At 70.3% G+C, this 19205-nt stretch carries 15 protein-coding genes; 6 read left to right on the plus strand and 9 right to left on the minus strand.

Annotated elements, in window-relative coordinates:
- Window positions 1–5 precede the first annotated feature (5 nt).
- Entirely contained in the window at window positions 6–1187 is a 1182-nt protein-coding gene (locus QIT00_RS09445) for a CobW family GTP-binding protein (RefSeq protein WP_282534691.1), read from the minus strand.
- A 364-nt stretch (window positions 1188–1551) separates the two neighbouring features.
- On the opposite strand from QIT00_RS09445, the gene QIT00_RS09450 reads away from it, so the two are divergent.
- Both QIT00_RS09450 and QIT00_RS09455 read left to right on the plus strand, forming a co-directional pair.
- Window positions 1552–2217 (plus strand): DUF6082 family protein, encoded by a 666-nt coding sequence (locus QIT00_RS09450; RefSeq protein WP_282534692.1) that lies wholly within the window; start codon window positions 1552–1554, stop codon window positions 2215–2217.
- 116 nt (window positions 2218–2333) lie between these two features.
- Window positions 2334–2570 carry a hypothetical protein gene (locus tag QIT00_RS09455; protein ID WP_282534693.1) on the plus strand — a complete coding sequence of 79 codons (237 nt, stop codon included), beginning with the start codon at window positions 2334–2336 and terminating at the stop codon, window positions 2568–2570.
- Window positions 2571–2732: 162 nt separating this feature from the next.
- Here the strand turns inward: QIT00_RS09455 and QIT00_RS09460 are convergent, their stop codons facing one another.
- The gene (locus QIT00_RS09460) at window positions 2733–3743 is read right to left on the minus strand and encodes a LacI family DNA-binding transcriptional regulator (protein WP_282534694.1); all 1011 of its coding nucleotides are present in this window, start codon (window positions 3741–3743) and stop codon (window positions 2733–2735) included.
- Between the two features lie 133 nt (window positions 3744–3876).
- On the opposite strand from QIT00_RS09460, the gene QIT00_RS09465 reads away from it, so the two are divergent.
- From QIT00_RS09465 to QIT00_RS09475, 3 genes are all read left to right on the plus strand, one after another.
- Window positions 3877–4953: a sucrase ferredoxin gene (locus tag QIT00_RS09465; RefSeq protein WP_282534695.1), complete on the plus strand. Its 1077-nt coding sequence runs from the start codon at window positions 3877–3879 to the stop codon at window positions 4951–4953.
- 91 nt (window positions 4954–5044) lie between these two features.
- The gene (locus QIT00_RS09470; RefSeq protein WP_282534745.1) at window positions 5045–6658 is read left to right on the plus strand and encodes an ATP-binding protein; all 1614 of its coding nucleotides are present in this window, start codon (window positions 5045–5047) and stop codon (window positions 6656–6658) included.
- Between the two features lie 5 nt (window positions 6659–6663).
- Window positions 6664–7365, plus strand: a complete 702-nt coding sequence (locus QIT00_RS09475) for a response regulator (RefSeq protein WP_408909747.1) — start codon at window positions 6664–6666, stop codon at window positions 7363–7365.
- 123 nt (window positions 7366–7488) lie between these two features.
- Here the strand turns inward: QIT00_RS09475 and QIT00_RS09480 are convergent, their stop codons facing one another.
- The 3 genes from QIT00_RS09480 to QIT00_RS09490 form a co-directional block, all read right to left on the minus strand.
- On the minus strand, window positions 7489–9087 hold the full coding sequence (locus QIT00_RS09480; RefSeq protein ID WP_282534697.1) for a solute symporter family protein: 1599 nt from the start codon (window positions 9085–9087) through the stop codon (window positions 7489–7491).
- Window positions 9084–9593: a DUF485 domain-containing protein gene (locus tag QIT00_RS09485; RefSeq protein WP_282534698.1), complete on the minus strand. Its 510-nt coding sequence runs from the start codon at window positions 9591–9593 to the stop codon at window positions 9084–9086. The genes QIT00_RS09480 and QIT00_RS09485 overlap by 4 nt, the downstream gene beginning before the upstream one ends.
- Before the next feature lie 272 nt (window positions 9594–9865).
- A complete protein-coding gene (locus QIT00_RS09490) occupies window positions 9866–11983 on the minus strand; it encodes a DNA gyrase/topoisomerase IV subunit B (protein ID WP_282534699.1) in 2118 nt (705 codons plus the stop codon).
- Between the two features lie 467 nt (window positions 11984–12450).
- Between QIT00_RS09490 and QIT00_RS09495 the strand changes: the two genes are divergently transcribed.
- On the plus strand, window positions 12451–12681 hold the full coding sequence (locus QIT00_RS09495) for a DUF7455 domain-containing protein (RefSeq protein ID WP_282534700.1): 231 nt from the start codon (window positions 12451–12453) through the stop codon (window positions 12679–12681).
- Between the two features lie 173 nt (window positions 12682–12854).
- Here QIT00_RS09495 and QIT00_RS09500 read toward each other — a convergent pair whose 3' ends face one another.
- From QIT00_RS09500 to QIT00_RS09515, 4 genes are all read right to left on the minus strand, one after another.
- The gene (locus QIT00_RS09500) at window positions 12855–13715 is read right to left on the minus strand and encodes a S1 family peptidase (protein ID WP_282534701.1); all 861 of its coding nucleotides are present in this window, start codon (window positions 13713–13715) and stop codon (window positions 12855–12857) included.
- A gap of 161 nt (window positions 13716–13876) precedes the next feature.
- Window positions 13877–15436, minus strand: coding sequence for an RNA polymerase sigma factor (locus tag QIT00_RS09505; RefSeq protein ID WP_282534702.1), 1560 nt, complete (start codon window positions 15434–15436; stop codon window positions 13877–13879).
- 556 nt (window positions 15437–15992) lie between these two features.
- A complete protein-coding gene (locus QIT00_RS09510; protein WP_282534703.1) occupies window positions 15993–16880 on the minus strand; it encodes a FadR/GntR family transcriptional regulator in 888 nt (295 codons plus the stop codon).
- A 173-nt stretch (window positions 16881–17053) separates the two neighbouring features.
- The gene (locus QIT00_RS09515) at window positions 17054–19066 is read right to left on the minus strand and encodes an ATP-binding cassette domain-containing protein (protein ID WP_282534704.1); all 2013 of its coding nucleotides are present in this window, start codon (window positions 19064–19066) and stop codon (window positions 17054–17056) included.
- Window positions 19067–19205: the final 139 nt, after the last annotated feature.

The following is a 19205-nucleotide window of genomic DNA, read 5'->3' on the forward strand; positions in this document are numbered from 1 at the left end:
TAGCCCTAATCCGCCGATTCGGGCTCCAGGCTCTCGGCCTGGGGCTCGGGCTCGGGCTCGCGTTCGTCCACGTACCGCAGGATGCCCCACATGACCTCTTCGAGGCCGGCGTCCTGCGGTTGGTCGTCGCGGCAGTGCTCCAGGGCGGTGCGCAGGGCGGGGCCGTCGACGCCGGAGCCGATGAGCACGAGCTGCGTGCCGTGCTCGGCGTCGCGGGGCCACGGCTCCGGGTAGAAGCGCAGGACGCGGCCGACGGCGTGCAGGGTGTAGCGGTTGCGCGGGTCGTACGGGCCGAAGTCGACAAATCCCTTGATGCGGTAGAGCCCTTCGGGCCGCCCGTCGAGGAAGTCGAGGAGACGGCGGGGGTGCAGGGCGACGCCAGAGGCGAAGGAGACGCTGTCGTAGGCGGCGTGCAGGTGGACGTGGCGGTGCTCCCCGCGGAGGCCGCCCTCGTCGGGCGCGTCGTCGCCGGGCAAATCGCCGGTCAGCTCGTCGGTCAGGTCGTCGGACAGCTCGTCGGGCAGGTCGCCGTCGGGCAGGTCCCCTTCGGGCAGGTCGTCGAAGGACAGCTGCCCGAAGCGCTCCCCCTTGGGCTTGCCGTCGAAGAGCAGCTCCGGGTCGATCCGTCCGTACGTCGACTCGACGACCGCTGCCCCGTCCGCGAACCCCTCCACGCTCGCGCGCAACCCCGGCAGGGCGCCCACGTCGACCCGGTCGGTCTTGTTGAGGACGACGAGGTCGGCGAGGGCGAGATGCCGCTCGATCTCGGGGTGCCTCTCCCGGGTGGCGTCGAACTCGGCGGCGTCGACGACCTCGACGAGCCCGCCGTACACGATGTTCGGGTTGTCGCTGGCGAGCAGCATGCGCACCAGTTCCTGCGGCTCGGCCAGGCCGCTCGCCTCGATGACGATCACGTCGAGGCCGACGGAGGGGCGGGTCAACTTCTCCAGGTACGCGTCGAGTTCACTGCCGTCGACGGCACAGCACAGGCAGCCGTTGCCGAGCGAGACGGTGGAACCCACCTGCCCGGCGACCGACATGGCGTCGATCTCGATGGCGCCGAAGTCATTGACGACGACGCCGATGCGGTTGCCGCCGCTGTGCTTCAGGAGCTGGTTGAGGAGGGTCGTCTTGCCGGACCCCAGAAACCCCGCGAGGACGACGACGGGGATCTGCCGCTTGCTCACACTGCGCCTTTCGTACGGAACTGCCCTTGACCTCACCGGCCGCGCACCGGTCAGGCCCTCGCCAGGATAAGTGCGCCCCTCGACGCGCTCCCGAGTGGCACCGAAGCCACGGCCCGTAGGCCCCCGGGGGCGCGATGTGAACGATTGTTTGCGGCGTACGCGGGCACACATGGGGAACGGCGCCGGTTGTAAAGACATTCGCATGCCTCCGTGCGCCACCACCTCTCTGCTCCGCCTCCAGCCGATCAACGCCGCTCGGCATCCTGGGAGGCGGCAAGCGCGCCGCCCACCGCTCGCCGGTCCCGCTCCCCGTCGACCCGCACACCCGACGCCCGGCGGACGGTCGCCCGACTCGGGGGTTGACATGGCCACACAGAACTCCGGAACGCGCGGTATCGGCTCCACGGCCGCCCGCGCCCTCGCCGTGGGCGCGTTCGTAGTCCTCACCGTCAGAGAGCTGCGCCTCGCGAAACGACGGCACACGGAGCTGCGCACCGCCGAACTGCGGTACGCGGAGCTGCGCACCGCCGAACTGCGGCACACCGAGCTGCGCAACGCCGAATTGCGGTACGCGGAGCGGCAGTACGCCGAACTGCGGCAGCGGCTCGAACGGCTGGAGCAGGCGGAGCTCCGCCAGCACCACACCGACCTCACGAACCAGCACCGGCTCCAGCTCGAACTGCTCACCACCGCCATGAGCGATCCGGATCTCGCCGCCGTCCTCAGCACGATCGACGCGCCGCCGACGACCCGCCGCCAGTACCTCTTCGCCAACGCGATCTACACGAACGCCCTGCACGCGTACCGCGTCGGCAACGTCAGCCTCGAAGGGCTCCACGGCCATCTGCGGGTGACCTGCCAGAACAGCATCTTCCGGGACTACTGGGCGGCCACCCGCGAGCAGCGCGCCAGCCTCAAGGCCTCGTCGGACGAGGCGAAGGTGGGACGCATGGTGGACGACCTCATCCACGACCTGGAGGAGGCGGAGACGGACGAGTGGTGGGTGGTGGGGGAACCGCCGGTGGAATAGCGGGAGTTGAGGCCCTGGCCCGCGCCCCCCACATGGACTACAGCGCGTCGATGGCACATGCCCCGAGGGGCTACCCTTGCCCCGCCCTTACCTCAACTCCAAGGACCGGGGTCCCCTTGAAGATCGTGCGTCGCATCGGCGCGTCTCCTCGTGAGCGCGGCAGTCTCTCCGGCGAGACCTGTCCGGACATTTTCGAGCTGAGCGACGGGAACTTCGCCGTCATCGGTACGGAGGCCACAGCGACGCTCGACGCCGAACTTCCCGCCGACGCCGCCCGCGCCGACCACGAGCGGATCGTGGTGATCAGCCGGGAGACGCTGGTGCGGGCGAAGGCGGACATCCCCGAGGCCTGAGGTCGGGAAGCGAGCTGCCGGAACGCATCACTCCGGCACCCATAACGCATCACTCCGGCACCCATATCGTGCAATTTCTCGACAAGTAAGCGTCAGGAACACAACTGGTCGGGCTCATGCCCTACGGGTACTCCGTACTCCTCACCCCGAGGCGCCGCCCGCTCACCCGCGCGGCGCTTGGCCGGTCGACCCTCGTACCACCAACTCCGGCTCGAAGAGCAGCTCTTCGGTCGGCACCGAGCTGCCGCCGATCTGCAGGGCGAGCAGCTCGACCGCCGCGCGGCCCATCGCCTCGATCGGCTGGCGGACCGTCGTCAGCGGGGGCTCGGTGCAGTTCATGAACGCCGAGTCGTCGAAGCCGACCACGGACACCTCGCCGGGTACGTCGAGGCCGCGCCGTCGCGCCGCGCGCACGGCACCGAGCGCGATCGGGTCGCTGGCGCAGATGATCCCGGTGACGCCGCGCTCCAACAGCCTTGCGGCCGCGGCCTGTCCGCCCTCCAGGGAGAACATCGCCCGCGCCACGTACTCGTCCGGCAGCCGCCCGCCGCCCGCATCGGCCGCCGCCCGCGCGGCCGCGAGCTTGCGCTGGGACGGCTGATGGTCGGCCGGGCCGAGGACGAGGCCGATGCGCTCATGGCCGAGCGAGGACAGATGCCGCCAGGACTGCTCGACCGCGACCGCGTCGTCGCAGGAGACGCCGGGAAACCCGAGGTGCTCGATGGCCGCGTTGACCAGGACCACCGGAATCTTGCGGTCCGCGAGCAGGCGGTAGTGGTCGTGCGGAGCGTCCGCCTGCGCGTAGAGCCCGCCCGCGAACACCACGCCGGACACCTGCTGTTGGAGCAGCAGCTGCACATAGTCCGCCTCGGACACACCCCCCTTGGTCTGCGTGCACAGGACCGGGGTGAGGCCCTGCTGCGCGAGGGCACCGCCGATGACCTCGGCGAACGCCGGGAAGATCGGGTTCTGCAACTCCGGAAGGACCAGGCCGACGAGCCGGGCGCGCTCCCCCCGCAACTGCGTCGGACGCTCGTACCCCAGCACGTCCAGCGCGGAGAGCACGGCCTCGCGGGTGGCCTCGGAGACGCCGGGCTTGTTGTTGAGCACCCGGCTGACCGTGGCCTCGCTGACCCCGACCTTCTTGGCCACCTGAGCAAGTCGTCGCGTCATGAACGCAAGATTAGCGAAAGTCTTGCGTTCATTTTGCAGGATTGTGCGAACTCAGGCCCTTAGACTCCGACTCCCCACTCCCCACTCCCCACTCCCCACTCCCCACTCCCCACCTCAGGCTAGGCTCACCTGTGTGAGTACGTGCGCCACCGCCTCCCGGGACCTGGACGAACCCGTCGCCGGCACCGCCGCCACCGCGAGGACCTGGCTCCTCCTCGAACAGTCCGGCCCCTGGGGCGCCAAGGCCCTCACCTCCAGCCACCTGGACCCGGACCTGGGCCGCGCCCTGGAAGCCGCCGCCGAGGGCACCGGCGTACGCGTCGCCCTGATCCGCCGCCCCGGCCGCCACGCGGACTGCCACACCGCGGCCCGTCGGCAGGTGTTCGCGGCCCACGTCGACCCCCGTTCCGCGAGCACCTGGCTGCACAGCGCGGTCATCGACGACCCGGCGCGGCTGCTCCGGCTGGACTTCACCGCCCTCGGCAAGGGCGACCACCGCAGCTTCGACCGGGCCCTCGACGCCGCTCCGCACACCGGCGCACCCCTCGCCCTCGTCTGCACCAACGGCAAGCGGGACCGCTGCTGCGCCCTGCTCGGCCGCCCGCTCGCCGCCGAGCTGACCGCCGTCGGCGAGCCCGGCGTCTGGGAGGTCACCCACCTCGGCGGCCACCGTTTCTCCCCCACGCTGCTGGTGCTCCCGTACGGATACGCGTACGGGCGGGTCGGCACCGACGAGGTGCGCCGGGTGCTCGCGGCGGCCCGTGAAGGACGCGTCGTCGTGGACGGGTGCCGGGGCGGCTCCGCCTGGGAGCGGCCGGGGCAGGCGGCGGAGCTCGCGGTGCGCAGGGCGAGCGGCGAGGACCGGGCGGGGGTGCTGTCTGTGGTACGTACCACGGACGCCGGTGGCGGCGCCCGTACGCCGGGGGCCGCGCCGCGCTGGGATGTGGTCGTGGCACATGTGGACGGGCGCCGCTGGCGGGTCACGGTCGCCCAGGGCGCCTCGCTGCCCCCGCGCCCGGAGAGCTGCGGCGCCGCACTCGGTACACCAGGCCGCATGGACGTGATCGCCGTGCGACCGGATCCCGTACCGGCCGGACCGGGCCCTTCGCTGACCGGCGGCACCGCCCCGCAGGCCGCCGCCTCGACCGGGACCCGGCAGGCTCAGCGCACGGCACCCCTGTCCGTGACCTGGACGGGCTTTGACCGCTGACCCGCTCGACGCCGTACCGTTTCTGCATGAACGCAGTACTCCCCCGGGGTCCCGGCCGGAAGGCGCCGTCGCCGTGAGCGGTGGGCGCAGGATGCGCATCGGCCTGCCGCGGCGGGTCTTCTCGCAGGTGCTGATGATGCAGCTGGCGATCGCCGCGGGCGTCGCGGTGCTCGCCACCGGCCTGTTCCTGGCGCCGCTGAGCGATCAGCTCGACGACCAGGCGATGCGCCGCGCCCTCGCCATCGCGCAGACCACGGCGGCGCAGCCGCAGGTCGTCGAGGACCTGACCGGGAGCAGGCCAAGGCCGGACGGCCCCGTCCAGGCCGAGGCCGAGCGGATCCGGAAGGCGACCGGCGCCGAGTACATCGTGATCATGAACGAGCGCGGAGTGCGCTGGTCGCACTCCAACCCGGCCGAGGTCGGCAAGGTGGTCTCCACCGACCCCAGCGAGGCGCTCGCCGGCCGCGACGTCATGGAGATCGACGACGGCACCCTCGGCCGCTCCGCCCGCGGCAAGGTGCCGCTGCGCGAGGCGGACGGGGACATCGTCGGCGCGGTCTCGGTCGGCATCGAGTACGACAGCGTCCGCGACCGCCTGATCCACTCCATCCCCGGGCTCTTCGCGTACGCGGGCGGGGCCCTGGCCGTAGGCGCCCTTGCCGCCTATCTGATCTCTCGGCGGGTCCAGAAGCAGACCCGTGACCTGGCCTTCTCCGATATCTCGGCGCTGCTCGCGGAGCGCGAGGCGATGCTCCACGGCATCCGTGAGGGCGTCGTCGCACTCGACCGGAACGGCCGCATCCGGCTGCTCAACGACGAGGCGCAACGGCTGCTCACGCTCGGCCCCGAGGCCATCGGCAAGCCCCTGGACGAGGCGCTCGGCGATGGCCGTACGACCGATGTGCTCGCGGGCCGTGCCACCGGCACCGACCTGCTGACGGTGCGCGGCCAGCGCGTCCTGGTCGCCAACCGCATGCCCACCGACGACGGCGGCGCCGTCGCCACCCTCCGCGACCGCACCGAGCTGGAGCGCCTCGGCCGCGAGCTGGACTCCACGCGCGGCCTGATCGACGCCCTGCGCGCCAAGGACCACGAGCACGCCAACCATCTGCACACGCTGCTCGGCCTGCTCGAACTGGAGATGTACGAGGACGCCGTGGAGTTCGTGGGCGAGACGGTCGGCTCCCACCGGGCCACCGCCGAGCAGGTCACGGAGAAGGTGCACGACCCGCTGCTCGCGGCGCTCATGGTCGGCAAGGTCGCGGTCGCCGCGGAGCGCGGGGTCTCGCTGGGGCTCTCGGACGACACGCGGCTGCCGGACCGGCTGATCGACCCGCAGGGCCTGGTGACGATCGCGGGCAACCTCGTCGACAACGCCCTGGACGCCGCGGTCGGCAGCCCGGACCCGCGGGTGGAGGTCTCGCTGCGCGCCGAGGGCCGCGCGGTGGAGCTGCGGGTACGGGACTCGGGGTCCGGAGTGGCCCCCGAACAGCGGCAGTTGATCTTCACGGAGGGCTGGTCGACGAAGGAGCCGCCCGCCCACGGCAAGCGCGGCATCGGCCTCGCCCTGGTGCGCAGGCTCGCCGAGCGCCAGGGCGGCAGCGCCCAGGTGGACGAAGCCCCGGGCGGCGGCGCGGAGTTCACCGTCGTCCTGCCGGAGGCCCTCACCGAACCGGACCTCGCGCACGCGGAGGAGCACTCTTGAGCGAGATCAATGTGCTGGTGGTCGACGACGACGTGCGCGTGGCCGGGGTCAACGCCGCCTACGTCGCGAAGGTCCCCGGCTTCCACGTCGCGGGCCAGGCGCACACCGGTGCCGAAGCGCTGCGCCTGGTCGAGGAGTCGGCGTCCGGCGACACGGCGATCGACCTGGTGCTGCTCGACCACTACCTGCCGGACCGCACCGGCCTCGACGTCGTACGGCTGCTGCGCGAGCGCGGCCACCAGACCGACGTGATCATGGTGACCGCGGCGCGCGACGTGGCCACCGTCCAGGCCGCGATGCGGCACGGCGCGCTGCAGTACCTGGTCAAGCCGTTCACCTTCGGCGGCCTGCGCGCGAAGCTGGAGGCGTACGCGAATCTGCGGCGCACCCTCGACAGCGGCGGCGAGGCCGAACAGGCCGAGGTGGACCGGATCTTCGGCGCCCTCTCGGCCACCCCCGAGCCCGCACTCCCCAAGGGCCACTCGCCGAGCACCGCCGAACTGGTCCGGCGCGCGATGATGGCCGCCGACGGCCCGCTCTCCGCCCAGGAACTCGCGGACCGCACCGGCCTCAGCCGCCAGACCGCCCAGCGCTACCTCAAGCTCCTCGAACGCTCCGGCCGGGTCCGCCTCTCGCTCAGGTACGGGGACACGGGCCGGCCCGAACACCGGTATGCGTGGGCGAAGTCGGGCGGCGCGGCGGACTGACCCCCTCCGCGTCTCACACGCCCGGCCCCGGCGAGCGCTTCACACCGCCCCGGCCCCGGTGAGCGCTTCACACCGCCCCGGCTCCGGTGAGCGCCTCACACCGCCCCTGCCCCGGCGAGCGCCTCACACCGCCCCGGCTCCGGTGAGGGAGCGCACCTCGGTCTCCGCGTGCTTGGCCTCGTCCGGCGATTCCTTCGACGTCAGGGTGCCGATCCAGCCCGCGAGGAAGCCGAGCGGGATCGAGACGAGGCCGGGGTTCTGCAGCGGGAACAGCTGGAAGTCGACGCCGGGGAAAATCGATTCGGGGCTGCCGGAGACCACCGGCGACAGCACGACCAGTGCCAGGGCGGGCACCAGACCGCCGTACACCGACCAGACCGCGCCGCACGTCGTGAAGCCGCGCCAGAACAGCGAGTACAGCAGCACCGGCAGGTTGGCGGAGGCCGCGACGGCGAAGGCGAGGCCGACGAGGAACGCGACGTTCAGATCGCGGGCGAGCAGTCCGAGCGCGATCGCGACCGCCCCGATGCCCACGGCCGCGACCCGTGCCACGGCGACCTCGCTGCGCGGTTTGACGGGCTTTCGGCGGCTGCGCAGCGATGCGTACAGGTCGTGCGCGACGGACGCCGACGAGGCGAGCGTGATGCCCGCGACCACGGCCAGGATCGTGGCGAACGCGACGGCGGCGACGATCGCGAACAGGATCGTCCCTCCGGTGGAGTCCGCGCCCCCGCCGAGGTCGAGCGAGAGCAGCGAAACCGCCGTGTTTCCGGCCGGGTTGGAGCGCCGCACCTCCTCGGATCCGACGATCGCGGCCGCCCCGAACCCGAGCACCACCGTCATCAGGTAGAAGCCGCCGATCAGCCCGATCGACCAGACCACCGAACGCCGCGCGGCACGCGCCGTGGGCACGGTGTAGAACCGCGACAGGATGTGCGGCAGTCCCGCCGTGCCGAGCACGAGCGCGAGACCCAGGCTGATGAAGTCGAGCCGGGCCGTCCAACTCCCGCCGTACTTCAGGCCGGGGCCGAGGAACCGCTCCCCGTGGCCGCTGCGTTCCGCCGCCGTACTGAGCAGCTGGTTGAAGTCGCCGTGGAAGCGCAGCAGGACGAGCACGGTGAGCGCGATCGCCCCGCCCATCAGCAGCACTGCCTTGACGATCTGGATCCACGTGGTGGCCCGCATCCCTCCCAACGACACATAGACGACCATGAGCGCGCCGACACCGACGACCGTCCAGTTCTGTGCCGCCCCGCTCGTCCCGCCGAGCAGCAGCGCGACCAGGCTGCCCGCCCCCACCATCTGCGCCACCAGATAGAGAACGGACACGGTCACGGAAGAAGTTCCCGCCGCGATCCGCACGGGACGTTCTTTCATCCGCGCCGCCACGACATCGGCGAGCGTGAACCGGCCGCAGTTGCGTACGAGTTCGGCCACCAGGAACAGCACGACGAGCCAGGCGACGAGGAAGCCCACGGAGTACAGCAGCCCGTCGTAGCCGTAGAGCGCGATCAGTCCGGCGATGCCGAGGAAGGAGGCCGCCGACATGTAGTCACCGGCGATGGCGAAACCGTTCTCCATCGGCGTGAAGAGCCGTCCGCCCGCGTAGAACTCCTCGGCCGTACCGTGCCGTTTGCGGCTCGCCCAGGTGGTGATCGCCAGCGTCACGGCGACGAACACGCTGAACAGGACGAGGGCCAGGGTCTGGTGGTCTCCGCTCACCGCTCGACCCCCCTGGTCAACTCCTGGGTTTCCCAGCGCAGTTCGAGCGCGAGCCGGTCCCGGCGCAGCCGCGCGTGCCTGGCGTACGCCCAGGTCAGCAGGAACGTGGACAGGAACTGTCCGAGCCCCGCGACCATGGCCACGTTCACCGAGCCCGCCACCGGCCGCGCCATCAGCTCGGGCGCGGCGGTCGCCGCGACCACGTACGCCACGTACCAGACGAAGAACGCGACACAGGCCGGCACGACGAACCGCCGGTACCTTCGCCGGACTTCCTGGAACGCGGGGCTCCGCTGCACTTCGAGGTAGATGTCGGCCGCGCTCTCGGTGGGCGTGCCCGGCCCGTCCTGCGCCGCCCCCCGCGCCTGCGGTACGGGGGCGGCGGGCGCCCCGGCGCTCTCCAGCTCTCCCCAGCCCGAGGCGAGCGCGTCCTGCCAGGGGTCGTCGAGCTCACCGGGATCGCTGAGCCGGACCTTCCCGGCGTCGCGATCTTCGTGCTTGTCCACCGAACTCTCCTCGTCCGCGGCGCACTTCGGCCGCGTGCCCAAGGATGGGCAGAACGTGAAGATCCCGGCACTTCAATCCCACCGCTTCACCCCATCAGGTGACTGAGGGCTTGGCGAATGCTTGGCGAGGGATTGGCGAGGGCTGCGCAAGGGTGTGGCGAAGGCTTGGCGAAGGCTGCGTAAGGGTGAGGCGAAGCCCTGGCGAGGGGACAGTCGGGCCCGCCCCTCCGGCAAACAGGGGCGGACCCGAGGTAGGTCCAAGCGGCGCGCGCTCAGGCGTCGATACGCGAGCGGTCAAGCGTGGCGGCCGAGCTGGTGATGAACTCCTTGCGCGGCGCCACCTCGTTGCCCATGAGGAGGTCGAAGACCTTCTCCGAGGACTCCAGGTCGCTGATGTTGATCCGGCGCAGCGTGCGGTACCGCGGGTCCATGGTGGTCTCCGCGAGCTGGTCCGCGTCCATCTCGCCGAGGCCCTTGTACCGCTGGATCGAGTCCTTGTAGCGCACACCCTTGCGCTCGAACTCCAGGAGCGTGGACCGCAGTTCGTTGTCCGAGTAGGTGTAGACGTACTTGTCCTGGCCCTTCTTGGGCTGGACCAGCTCGATGCGGTGCAGCGGCGGCACGGCGGCGAAGACCCGGCCGGCCTCCACCATCGGCCGCATGTACCGCTGGAGGAGCGTGAGCAGCAGGACGCGGATGTGGGCGCCGTCCACATCGGCGTCGACCAGCAGGATGATCTTGCCGTAGCGCGCGGCGTCGATGTCGAAGGTCCGCCCGGACCCGGCTCCTATGACCTGGATGATCGCGCCGCACTCGGCGTTCTTCAGCATGTCCGACACGGACGCCTTCTGAACGTTGAGGATCTTGCCGCGGATCGGAAGCAGCGCCTGGAACTCGGAGTTGCGGGCGAGCTTGGCCGTGCCGAGCGCGGAGTCACCCTCGACGATGAACAGCTCGCTGCGGTCCACGTCGTCGCTGCGGCAGTCCGCGAGCTTCGCGGGCAGCGTGGAGGACTCGAGAGCGGTCTTCCGGCGCTGCGCCTCCTTGTGCTGACGGGCCGCGATCCGTGTACGCGCGGCGGCGACCGTCTTCTCCAGGACGGCCCGCGCCTGCGCCTTCGCGTCCCGCTTGGTGGACGCCAGGAAGGTCTTGAGCTCCTTGGCCACGACGTTGGCCACGATCCGGTTGGCCGCCGAGGTGCCGAGCACCTCCTTGGTCTGCCCCTCGAACTGCGGCTCGGCGAGGCGCACGGTGACGACCGCGGTGAGGCCCTCCAGGGCGTCGTCCTTGACGATGTCGTCCTCGGCGACGCGCAGCAGCTTCTGCGTACGCAGGACTTCGTTGACCGTCTTGGTCACGGAGCGTTCGAAGCCGGTGACGTGAGTGCCGCCCTTGGGCGTCGCGATGATGTTCACGAACGACTTGATCGTGGTGTCGTACCCCGTGCCCCAGCGCAGCGCGATGTCCACGCCGAGTTCCCGGGTGACTTCGGTGGGTGTCATGTGCCCGCGGTCGTCGAGGACCGGCACGGTCTCCTTGAAGGTGCCCTGACCGGAGAGGCGCACGACGTCGCAGATCGGCTTGTCCGTGGCGAGGAACTCGCAGAACTCGCTGATGCCGCCGTCGAAGCGGAAGGTCTCCTCGCTCTTGCCGATCCCGTCCAGGTCCCGCTCGTCGCTGACGACGATGGTCAGGCCCGGCACGAGGAACGCGGTCTGACGGGCGCGCTGGTGCAGGTTCTCCAGGGAGAGCTTGGCGTCCTTGAGGAAGATCTGCGCGTCCGACCAGTAGCGGACGCGGGTGCCGGTGCGCCCCTTGGGGACGCGCTTGCCCTTGGTCAGGCCGCTGCCCGGGGTGAACTCGGCATCGGGTCCCTCGCCCTTAAAGGAGCCGGGGACACCACGGCGGAAGCTGATGGAGTGCACGGTGCTGCGGTCGACCTCGACGTCCAGGCGGGCCGACAGGGCGTTCACCACGGAGGCACCCACACCGTGCAGACCGCCGGAGGCCGCGTAGGAACCGCCGCCGAACTTGCCGCCGGCGTGCAGCTTGGTCATGACGACCTCGACACCGGAGATGCCGGTCTTGGGCTCGACGTCCACGGGGATGCCGCGGCCGTTGTCCCGCACCTCCACCGAACCGTCCGCGTGGAGGGTCACGTCGATGTGGTCGCAGTGCCCGCCCAGGGCCTCGTCCACGGAGTTGTCGATGATCTCCCAGAGGCAGTGCATCAGACCGCGGCTGTCGGTCGAGCCGATGTACATACCCGGACGCTTGCGAACCGCTTCGAGCCCCTCGAGGACGAGCAGGTGCCGCGCGGTGTAGTTGGAACCGTCCCGGTCTGCCCCGGAAAGCAGCTCTGTGGACGACACGGACGTCTCGGCGGTCACGCGTTTCGCTCCTCGCTGAATTTCTGTTGGGACCCCTTGGAGAGGGGGTCGGCATCGGTCGCCGCTCAGAGGGTACCGAGGCCTGGTAGAGCCGATGTAACGCCACCCTCGACTGACGCCACCCTAGTCCAGGGTCGTAAGGATGTTCGATCCCTCGATGGGGTGATGCTCACATCACGTTCCCAAGCAGGCATGAACCATTTAGGCTCCGGGCACGTCCTCATGAACAACCGGCCGCACCGTGGGCCGGGGAGGACAGAGCTGGACACAACCGAAGACCGCAAGCAAGACTCTGCAAACCCACGCGAAAACCGTAGAAGACGTAATACGGCACATTCGCCGCCAACCGGCAGCAGACAGCCGCCTCGGAAGAAAAACTTCGAGGAAAAGCCAAGAGCGGGAACGTTTTCGGCCTGGTTGGATGTTGACCCTGGTACGACAGCTCGTCGAGCTAGAGAAGAGGCGACGTGACTACTGTTCTGACCCCCGCGAGCCCCCTGACGGCCGCTGATCGCTGCGACCGCTGCGGCGCCCAGGCATACCTGCGCGTCGTCCTGATGAGCGGCGGTGAACTGCTCTTCTGCGCCCACCACGGTCGCAAGTTCGAGCCGGAACTCAAGAAGATCGCCGCTGAGATACAGGACGAGACGGAACGGCTGACCGCCGTCCCGGCAAACGTCACTGACGAGGAACGCTGACACTTCGCATCACGACGAGCCAGCACCGGCCCAGGGCCGGCACAGCGGGCGGCCACCCCGACAGGGTGACCGCCCGCTCTCGTGCCTCTCACGGCTTCGCGCACAACTACCGCACTGCGGCACCGCCCAGAGCACCCCGAGAGCCCCTGAGGCCCCCGGAGCACCTCTGACGGCTATTCAGCGGCGCGAGCTTCTGCTGCGCGCTGCGCCTTCGACACCAACGGCAGCACCTCGGAGATCCGCGTATAGACACCCGGATTGCCCGGCTCGCCACAGCCGTCACCCCACGAGACCAGGCCGATCAGCCGTCCTCGGGCCACCAAGGGCCCACCGCTGTCGCCCTGACAGGCATCCCGGCCGCCTTTCGGCTCCCCGGCGCACAGCATGGAGTTGGCCATGTACTTTCCGTCGACACTGCCCGGGTAGGCCCGTTCACAGACGCTGTCGGACAACACCTGTACGCGGGCGGCACGCAGCGTGCGCGCGTAGTCACCGGCACCGGTCGTGTCACCCCAGCCGTACACCGAGGCCGCCGTGCCCGGTTCGTACGCGGCGTTCCCTTCGCGCGCCATCGGGACCACGGACGACTCGGGCAGTGACTTGGCGAGGGTGAGCACCGCGACGTCCCCGGAGTTGGTGAGGCTGTCGTACTCCTTGTTCACCCACACGCGACGCACGGTGACTTCGCGGCCCTCGTTCGTCCGCAGATCGCCGCGGCCCGCGATGGCTTTCAGGTCGGGCACTTCGCTCGGCGGGACCCCGAGCACGTCCTCGCTCATGCAGTGTGCGGCCGTCAGCACGGTGCGCCGGTCCACGACGGCACCGCCGCAGAACTGCCCCGACCGCGTACCTCCGAACCGGTCACGACTGGCGATCGCCACCACCCAGGGATGCTCGGCCACCTGGACCGGCTGACCGCCGACGACCACCGAGTCGGCAACCGCCGGAGCGGGCACCGTCAGAGGCAGCACAACTGCCGCCGCCAGCGGGGCGAGTAAACCCGGCAGCGCTCTGACGAAGGGACCACGGCGCATACGCTCTCCTGACGCTGAGTTGCTCGTTACTCGCTCAGCGTCGACCACCGACGCGCGCGGCGCACCCGCGCACGGGTGCACATACGGCGCGAAGGCGCACGAAGAAGGGCCCGGACTCCTCCTGGAATCCGGGCCCTTGCCTCGTACGAACTGCTTGCGACCTAGTCGAGGTAGTCGCGCAGCACCTGGGAGCGCGACGGGTGACGGAGCTTCGACATGGTCTTGGACTCGATCTGGCGGATGCGCTCACGCGTCACGCCGTACACCTTGCCGATCTCGTCGAGGGTCTTCGGCTGACCGTCGGTGAGACCGAACCGCATGGAGACGACGCCCGCTTCGCGCTCGGACAGGGTGTCGAGCACGGAGTGCAGCTGCTCCTGGAGGAGCGTGAAGCTGACCGCGTCGGCCGGGACGACGGCCTCGGAGTCCTCGATGAGGTCACCGAACTCGCTGTCGCCGTCCTCGCCCAGCGGGGTGTGCAGGGAGATGGGCTCGCGGCCGTACTTCTGAACCTCGATGACCTTCTCGGGGGTCATGTCGAGTTCCTTGGCCAGCTCCTCCGGGGTGGGCTCGCGGCCCAGGTCCTGGAGCATCTGGCGCTGCACACGCGCGAGCTTGTTGATGACCTCGACCATGTGCACCGGGATACGGATGGTGCGTGCCTGGTCGGCCATGGCGCGGGTGATGGCCTGACGGATCCACCACGTCGCGTACGTGGAGAACTTGTAGCCCTTGGTGTAGTCGAACTTCTCGACCGCGCGGATCAGACCGAGGTTGCCCTCCTGGATCAGGTCCAGGAAGAGCATGCCGCGGCCGGTGTAGCGCTTCGCCAGGGAGACCACCAGACGGAGGTTGGCCTCCAGGAGGTGGTTCTTGGCGCGGCGGCCGTCCTCGGCGATGATCTCCAGCTCGCGCTTGAGCTTGGGGGCGAGCTTGTCGGCGTTGGCCAGCTTGTCCTCGGCGAACAGACCGGCCTCGATGCGCTTGGCGAGCTCCACCTCCTGCTCGGCGTTGAGCAGCGGGACCTTACCGATCTGCTTGAGGTAGTCCTTGACCGGGTCGGCGGTGGCGCCGGCGACGGCGACCTGCTGGGCAGGAGCGTCGTCCTCGTCGTCGTCGGAGAGGACGAAGCCCTTGGCCTCGCCGCCGGTCTCCTCCTCTTCCTCACCGGGCTTGGCCGCGGCCGGGGTCTCCTCGATCGGCTCGTCGGCGACGAGCAGGTCGTCGTCCTTCTTCGCCGCGGTCTTCTTCGCCGCCGTCTTCTTGGCGGTGGTCTTCTTCGCCGCGGTCTTCTTGGCCACCGTCTTCTTGGCGGCGGCCTTCTTCGCGGGGGCGGCCTCGTCGGCCGTCGTCTCTACGGCTGCGGAGACGGTCGCGGCGGTGGTGGCCGTGGCCTTCTTCGCGGTCGCCGTCTTGGCCGCCACGGTCTTGGTGGCGGTGCGCTTGGCCGGACTCTTCGCTGCGACGCTCTTGCGGGGGCGCTTCGGCGACTCCGCGGCACTGACCATCAGCGTCACACCCTCTTCCTCGAGGATCTGGTTGAGGCTGCGCAGAACGTTCTTCCACTGAGTGGCCGGAATCTGGTCAGCTTCGAAGGCCCGACGCACGTCATCGCCGGCGATCTGCCCCTCAGCCTTTCCCCGCTCGATGAGCGCCATCACAGACTCGGACTCGGCGATCTCCGGCGGGAGCGTACGGGATGTGCTGGCCGACACGAACAACCTCTCGGAACGATGGAAACGGCTTCCGGCCCCGTCCACTGTGGACCGGAGCCGACTGCCGACGGCTGGGAATTGGCCGACGGCGCGGGCGGGGCGTCAGAGCTGCACAGCGCCGCAAGCGGCGGCTGTATTCCCTCCTCGGCTGTCACCTCTTAGGTCATCGCGCTACCCGGTGGAGCGTTACGCCCAATCTGCGTGGCCCGAGTCACACCCCGTAACCGTCGATAACGGTGGCTATGGGACATACGCCCTCAGTTACGTGTGCCCAAAGCCGAGCGCCGCACTCCTGTTTCACCCCGAAGCCGAGTGGAGGACGGCTTCACGCACGCGGGTCGCCGGGCCCGGCCGGGTCCCGGCGACTCCGCCACTACCGACCGCCGCCACGAACGGTCCGCCGGCGCGGCCGGCGCGGCCGACGCACCTGGCGGCCGCGCGATCCTCGCCCCAGGCGCCTGACCTGGCACGCACGACGACGCACGGGCCGTGAGCGAAGAAGGCGTACGCGGTCGCCCTCCAGTCCGCCGTACGCACTTGGCGCGGGCGGAGCGCGTGCAGCTCAGTGCTCGCGGGGGGCCGGGACCACACGCTCCACGTCCGGGTGGACGGTGAGCAGTTGGCGCATCGCGGTCTCGGCGCCGGCGCCGTCCGCGGCACCGAGCGCCTCGACGATGCGCGCGTGGTGCGCGACGGCCGATTCGGTGGGGCGGTCGCAGCCGGTCACCGGGCCTCCGGACACCTGCAGCGCGGCCGAGACGATCCCGGAGAGGTGCTCCAGCATGCGGTTGCCCGCGACCTGGATGAGCAGCGAGTGGAACTCGGCGTCGGCGCGGGAGAACGTGACGGAGTCTCCCTGCCCGAGGGCGTGGCCCATGATCTCGACCATGTCGACCAGGCGCTGCTGGACGTCCTCACGACCGTGACCGGCCGCGAGCCGGGCGGCCAGCGGCTCGATCGTCCAGCGCAGCTCACTCAGTTCGCGACGCTGGTCGTCCCGCTGCGGGCCGAAGGCGCGCCACTCGATGATGTCCGGGTCGAGCAGGTTCCAGTCGCTGACCGGTCGCACGCGCGTGCCGACGTTGGGGCGGGCACTGACCAGCCCCTTGGCCTCTAGCACGCGGAGCGATTCGCGGACGACGGTGCGGGAGACCTCGAATCGCTGACCGATCTCCTCGGGAACCAGCGGGCGGTCCGCCCCCAGGTCGCCGGAAACGATCATCTGGCCGAGCTGCTGGACGAGTTGGCCGTGCAGTCCGCGGCCTCGGCTGCCCGCCGCGCGCCGGCCGGCGCGGTTCAGATCGGGATCCGAACTTTCCCAGGAGGGAACGCCGACGCGGCCGGTCGAGGGGGCCTCCGCGTAGGGGTAGCGGTCGAGTTCGCCCGGTCCTGCGAGGCCGGTGTCGGCGGAGCGGGCGGCGGTCATCATGGTGTGCGCAAGGGTACTCACGGATCTTTTGTCGGCTCAGCGCTCAACCCCCTTGAGGTCTTTGGTGAAAAGCACACGAAAGGGTGATCGCCTACCCCGCCGCAATTGACGCCTTATCCGACAGAAACGACTCTCCTCCCGTAATCCTGCGGGCAGTTGCGCTCAAGCCCTGCAAGGGACGGCGCGGCACGGCACTATCTCGCTCTGCTTCGCAGCCCTGTCAGCAGATAGGCGCACAGCAGTGCGGCCAGGCTCAACACCAGTGCGCCGCCTACGGGTTGGGCGATCATGTGCACCAGCCCGGCGATGAACCGATCACCCTTCGCGGGCCATTGCACGAGCGTCACGTCACGCAACCGCCCCGGCAGTCCGGCCGCCGACCGCGCCGAAGGCTCCGCAAGCAGCTTCTCCACGACGGGTACGAGCACGACGGGTACGGCGAGCAGCGCCGCCAGCCCCGCCGTAGTGGACCGGAAGACGCCCGCCGCGAGCAGCCCGGCCCAGGAGCAGGCGACGCTGAGAGCGAGCCAACTCGCCGCCATATCAGGCCAGTCCACCGGCAGCCGTGTCACTTCTTCGCCGTACACGACGTGCAGCACAAGACCGTCGATCAGGACCGTGGCCACGGCGAGCAGCACGGCGGTGCCCGCGCAGACCACGAGCTTGGCGACGAGCAGGCCGAGTCTTCGCGGCACCGAGCCGCGGTCGGCGGCGAGGGCGGGGTGCCGGAACTCGTCCCCGAAAGACAGCGCACCGAGCAGCCCTGCCCCCATTGCGGCCGGGGCCAGCGGGAGTTCGTAGGGCCAGGCCGCGAGCAGGCGAGGCAGCGGGGCGTGGCCGGCGCGGGCGAGGTAGAGGGCCATCACGGTCGAGACGGCGACCACCAGGAGGGCCGTCACATAACCCGTACGGATCCCGGCGGCCCTCCGTACCTCGTAGCGCAGGGGCCGCAGAGGGCTGCGGGCAGGGCGGGCGGTGATGGGCGGCGGGAGAAGCGGAAGTTCCTTTCTGGGGGCTTGAGTTGTGACTCCCACGAGCCTTCTGACTCTTCCGAGAGCGGATGTCGACGTGGGGCCTGGTGTGGGCGGCTGGTTGATGGCCTCGACGGCGTCGCCACCGCGTGACACGTCCGCGCTTCGCTCGAGGTGGGTCTCCTGCGGACTGGCCGTGCCGGACGGGCTGGCCGGGCTGGGTGGGCTGGCCGGGCTGGGTGGGCTGGGTGGGCTGGCCGGGCTGGGTCGAGTGGAGGGCTCGGGGCGGCTCGCGAGTTCGGCCGATCCCGATCCCGAGCTCAATCCCGAGCTCAGGGCCCTGCCAGTGGAGGGTTTCGGCGGGCCCGAGTCGCCGCTTTCATCAGCGAGTTGGTGAAGCAGCACACCGTGCCGGAAGGCCGTCTCCCCCACGTCGGCGCAGTTGCTCCCGTACACCGAAAGCCTGTTGCCGTCCTCGCGAACGACTTCCAGTGAACGCTTGCCCGCCCTCGCCTCCTTGGTGAGCAGCACACCGAGCCTCGCGGCGTGCGGGGAACGGACGGCGACGCGGGGGCGGAGCCGGGTACGGGCGAAGTCCGCGGTCTCCTGGTCCGCCACCAGCTTGCCCTGCTCGATCGTGACGACGTGGTCGGCGACTCGGGCGGCCTCCTTCGCGTCGCCGGTCGTGAACAACACGGTGCCGCCCTGCTCGGCGTGGGCTCGGAGCATGGCGTGCATCCAGCCGCCTTCGCGAGCGGAGACGGCATCGGCAGGCGAGTCGAGCACCAGAGTGTGCGGATCGGCGAGGAGCGCGCATGCCAGGCCGAGTCGGCGGTCCATCCCGCGCGACAGCCTGCCGAGACGTTCATGGCGCAGGCTGACGAGGCCGACGACCTCCAGCACTTCGTCCGCCCTGGACACGGGCACGCCTGCGGCCGCGCACAGCATGCGCAGTTGACCGCGCACCGAGCGCCCGGGGTGCCCCGGCACCTCGCCGAGCAGCACGCCGACTTCGCGTGCGGGATGCGCGATGCGGTGCAGAGGTCGCCCCCTGAAGTACGTGACACCGCGGCCGGGTTGCAGTTCAAGCATCAGTCGTACGACCACACTCGTGCCGGCGTCTGTGCGGCCGAGCAGGGCCGTGACTCGGCCGGCCCGCGCCTCGAAGGACACGTCGTCGACGGCGGGTGGCAGGCCTCGACGGCGATTGCTGGTCAGTCCGGTTGCCTGGATCATCGCTTCTCTCGCGGAAAGTGGCGACCGCTCGGCGGCCGGTGGGCAGTCCGCCTGTTCGGGGACGGACAGACCCCGTGAGTACGTCAGCAAGATAACCCTCCATTTCCGGCTTTTCGGTCAGATGCGAAGTCCCGGGTGT

Source organism: Streptomyces luteolus (assembly GCF_029968015.1).
Lineage (GTDB): Bacteria > Actinomycetota > Actinomycetes > Streptomycetales > Streptomycetaceae > Streptomyces > Streptomyces luteolus.

Excerpts from the sequence above, each read along its gene's own strand:
- QIT00_RS09460 (WP_282534694.1), bottom strand. The coding sequence starts at position 3,743 with ATGACGCGACGACTTGCTCAGGTGGCCAAGAAGGTCGGGGTCAGCGAG.
- QIT00_RS09515 (WP_282534704.1), bottom strand. The coding sequence starts at position 19,066 with ATGATCCAGGCAACCGGACTGACCAGCAATCGCCGTCGAGGCCTGCCA.
- QIT00_RS09470 (WP_282534745.1), top strand. The coding sequence starts at position 5,045 with ATGCGCATCGGCCTGCCGCGGCGGGTCTTCTCGCAGGTGCTGATGATG.
- QIT00_RS09500 (WP_282534701.1), bottom strand. The coding sequence starts at position 13,715 with ATGCGCCGTGGTCCCTTCGTCAGAGCGCTGCCGGGTTTACTCGCCCCG.
- QIT00_RS09450 (WP_282534692.1), top strand. The coding sequence starts at position 1,552 with ATGGCCACACAGAACTCCGGAACGCGCGGTATCGGCTCCACGGCCGCC.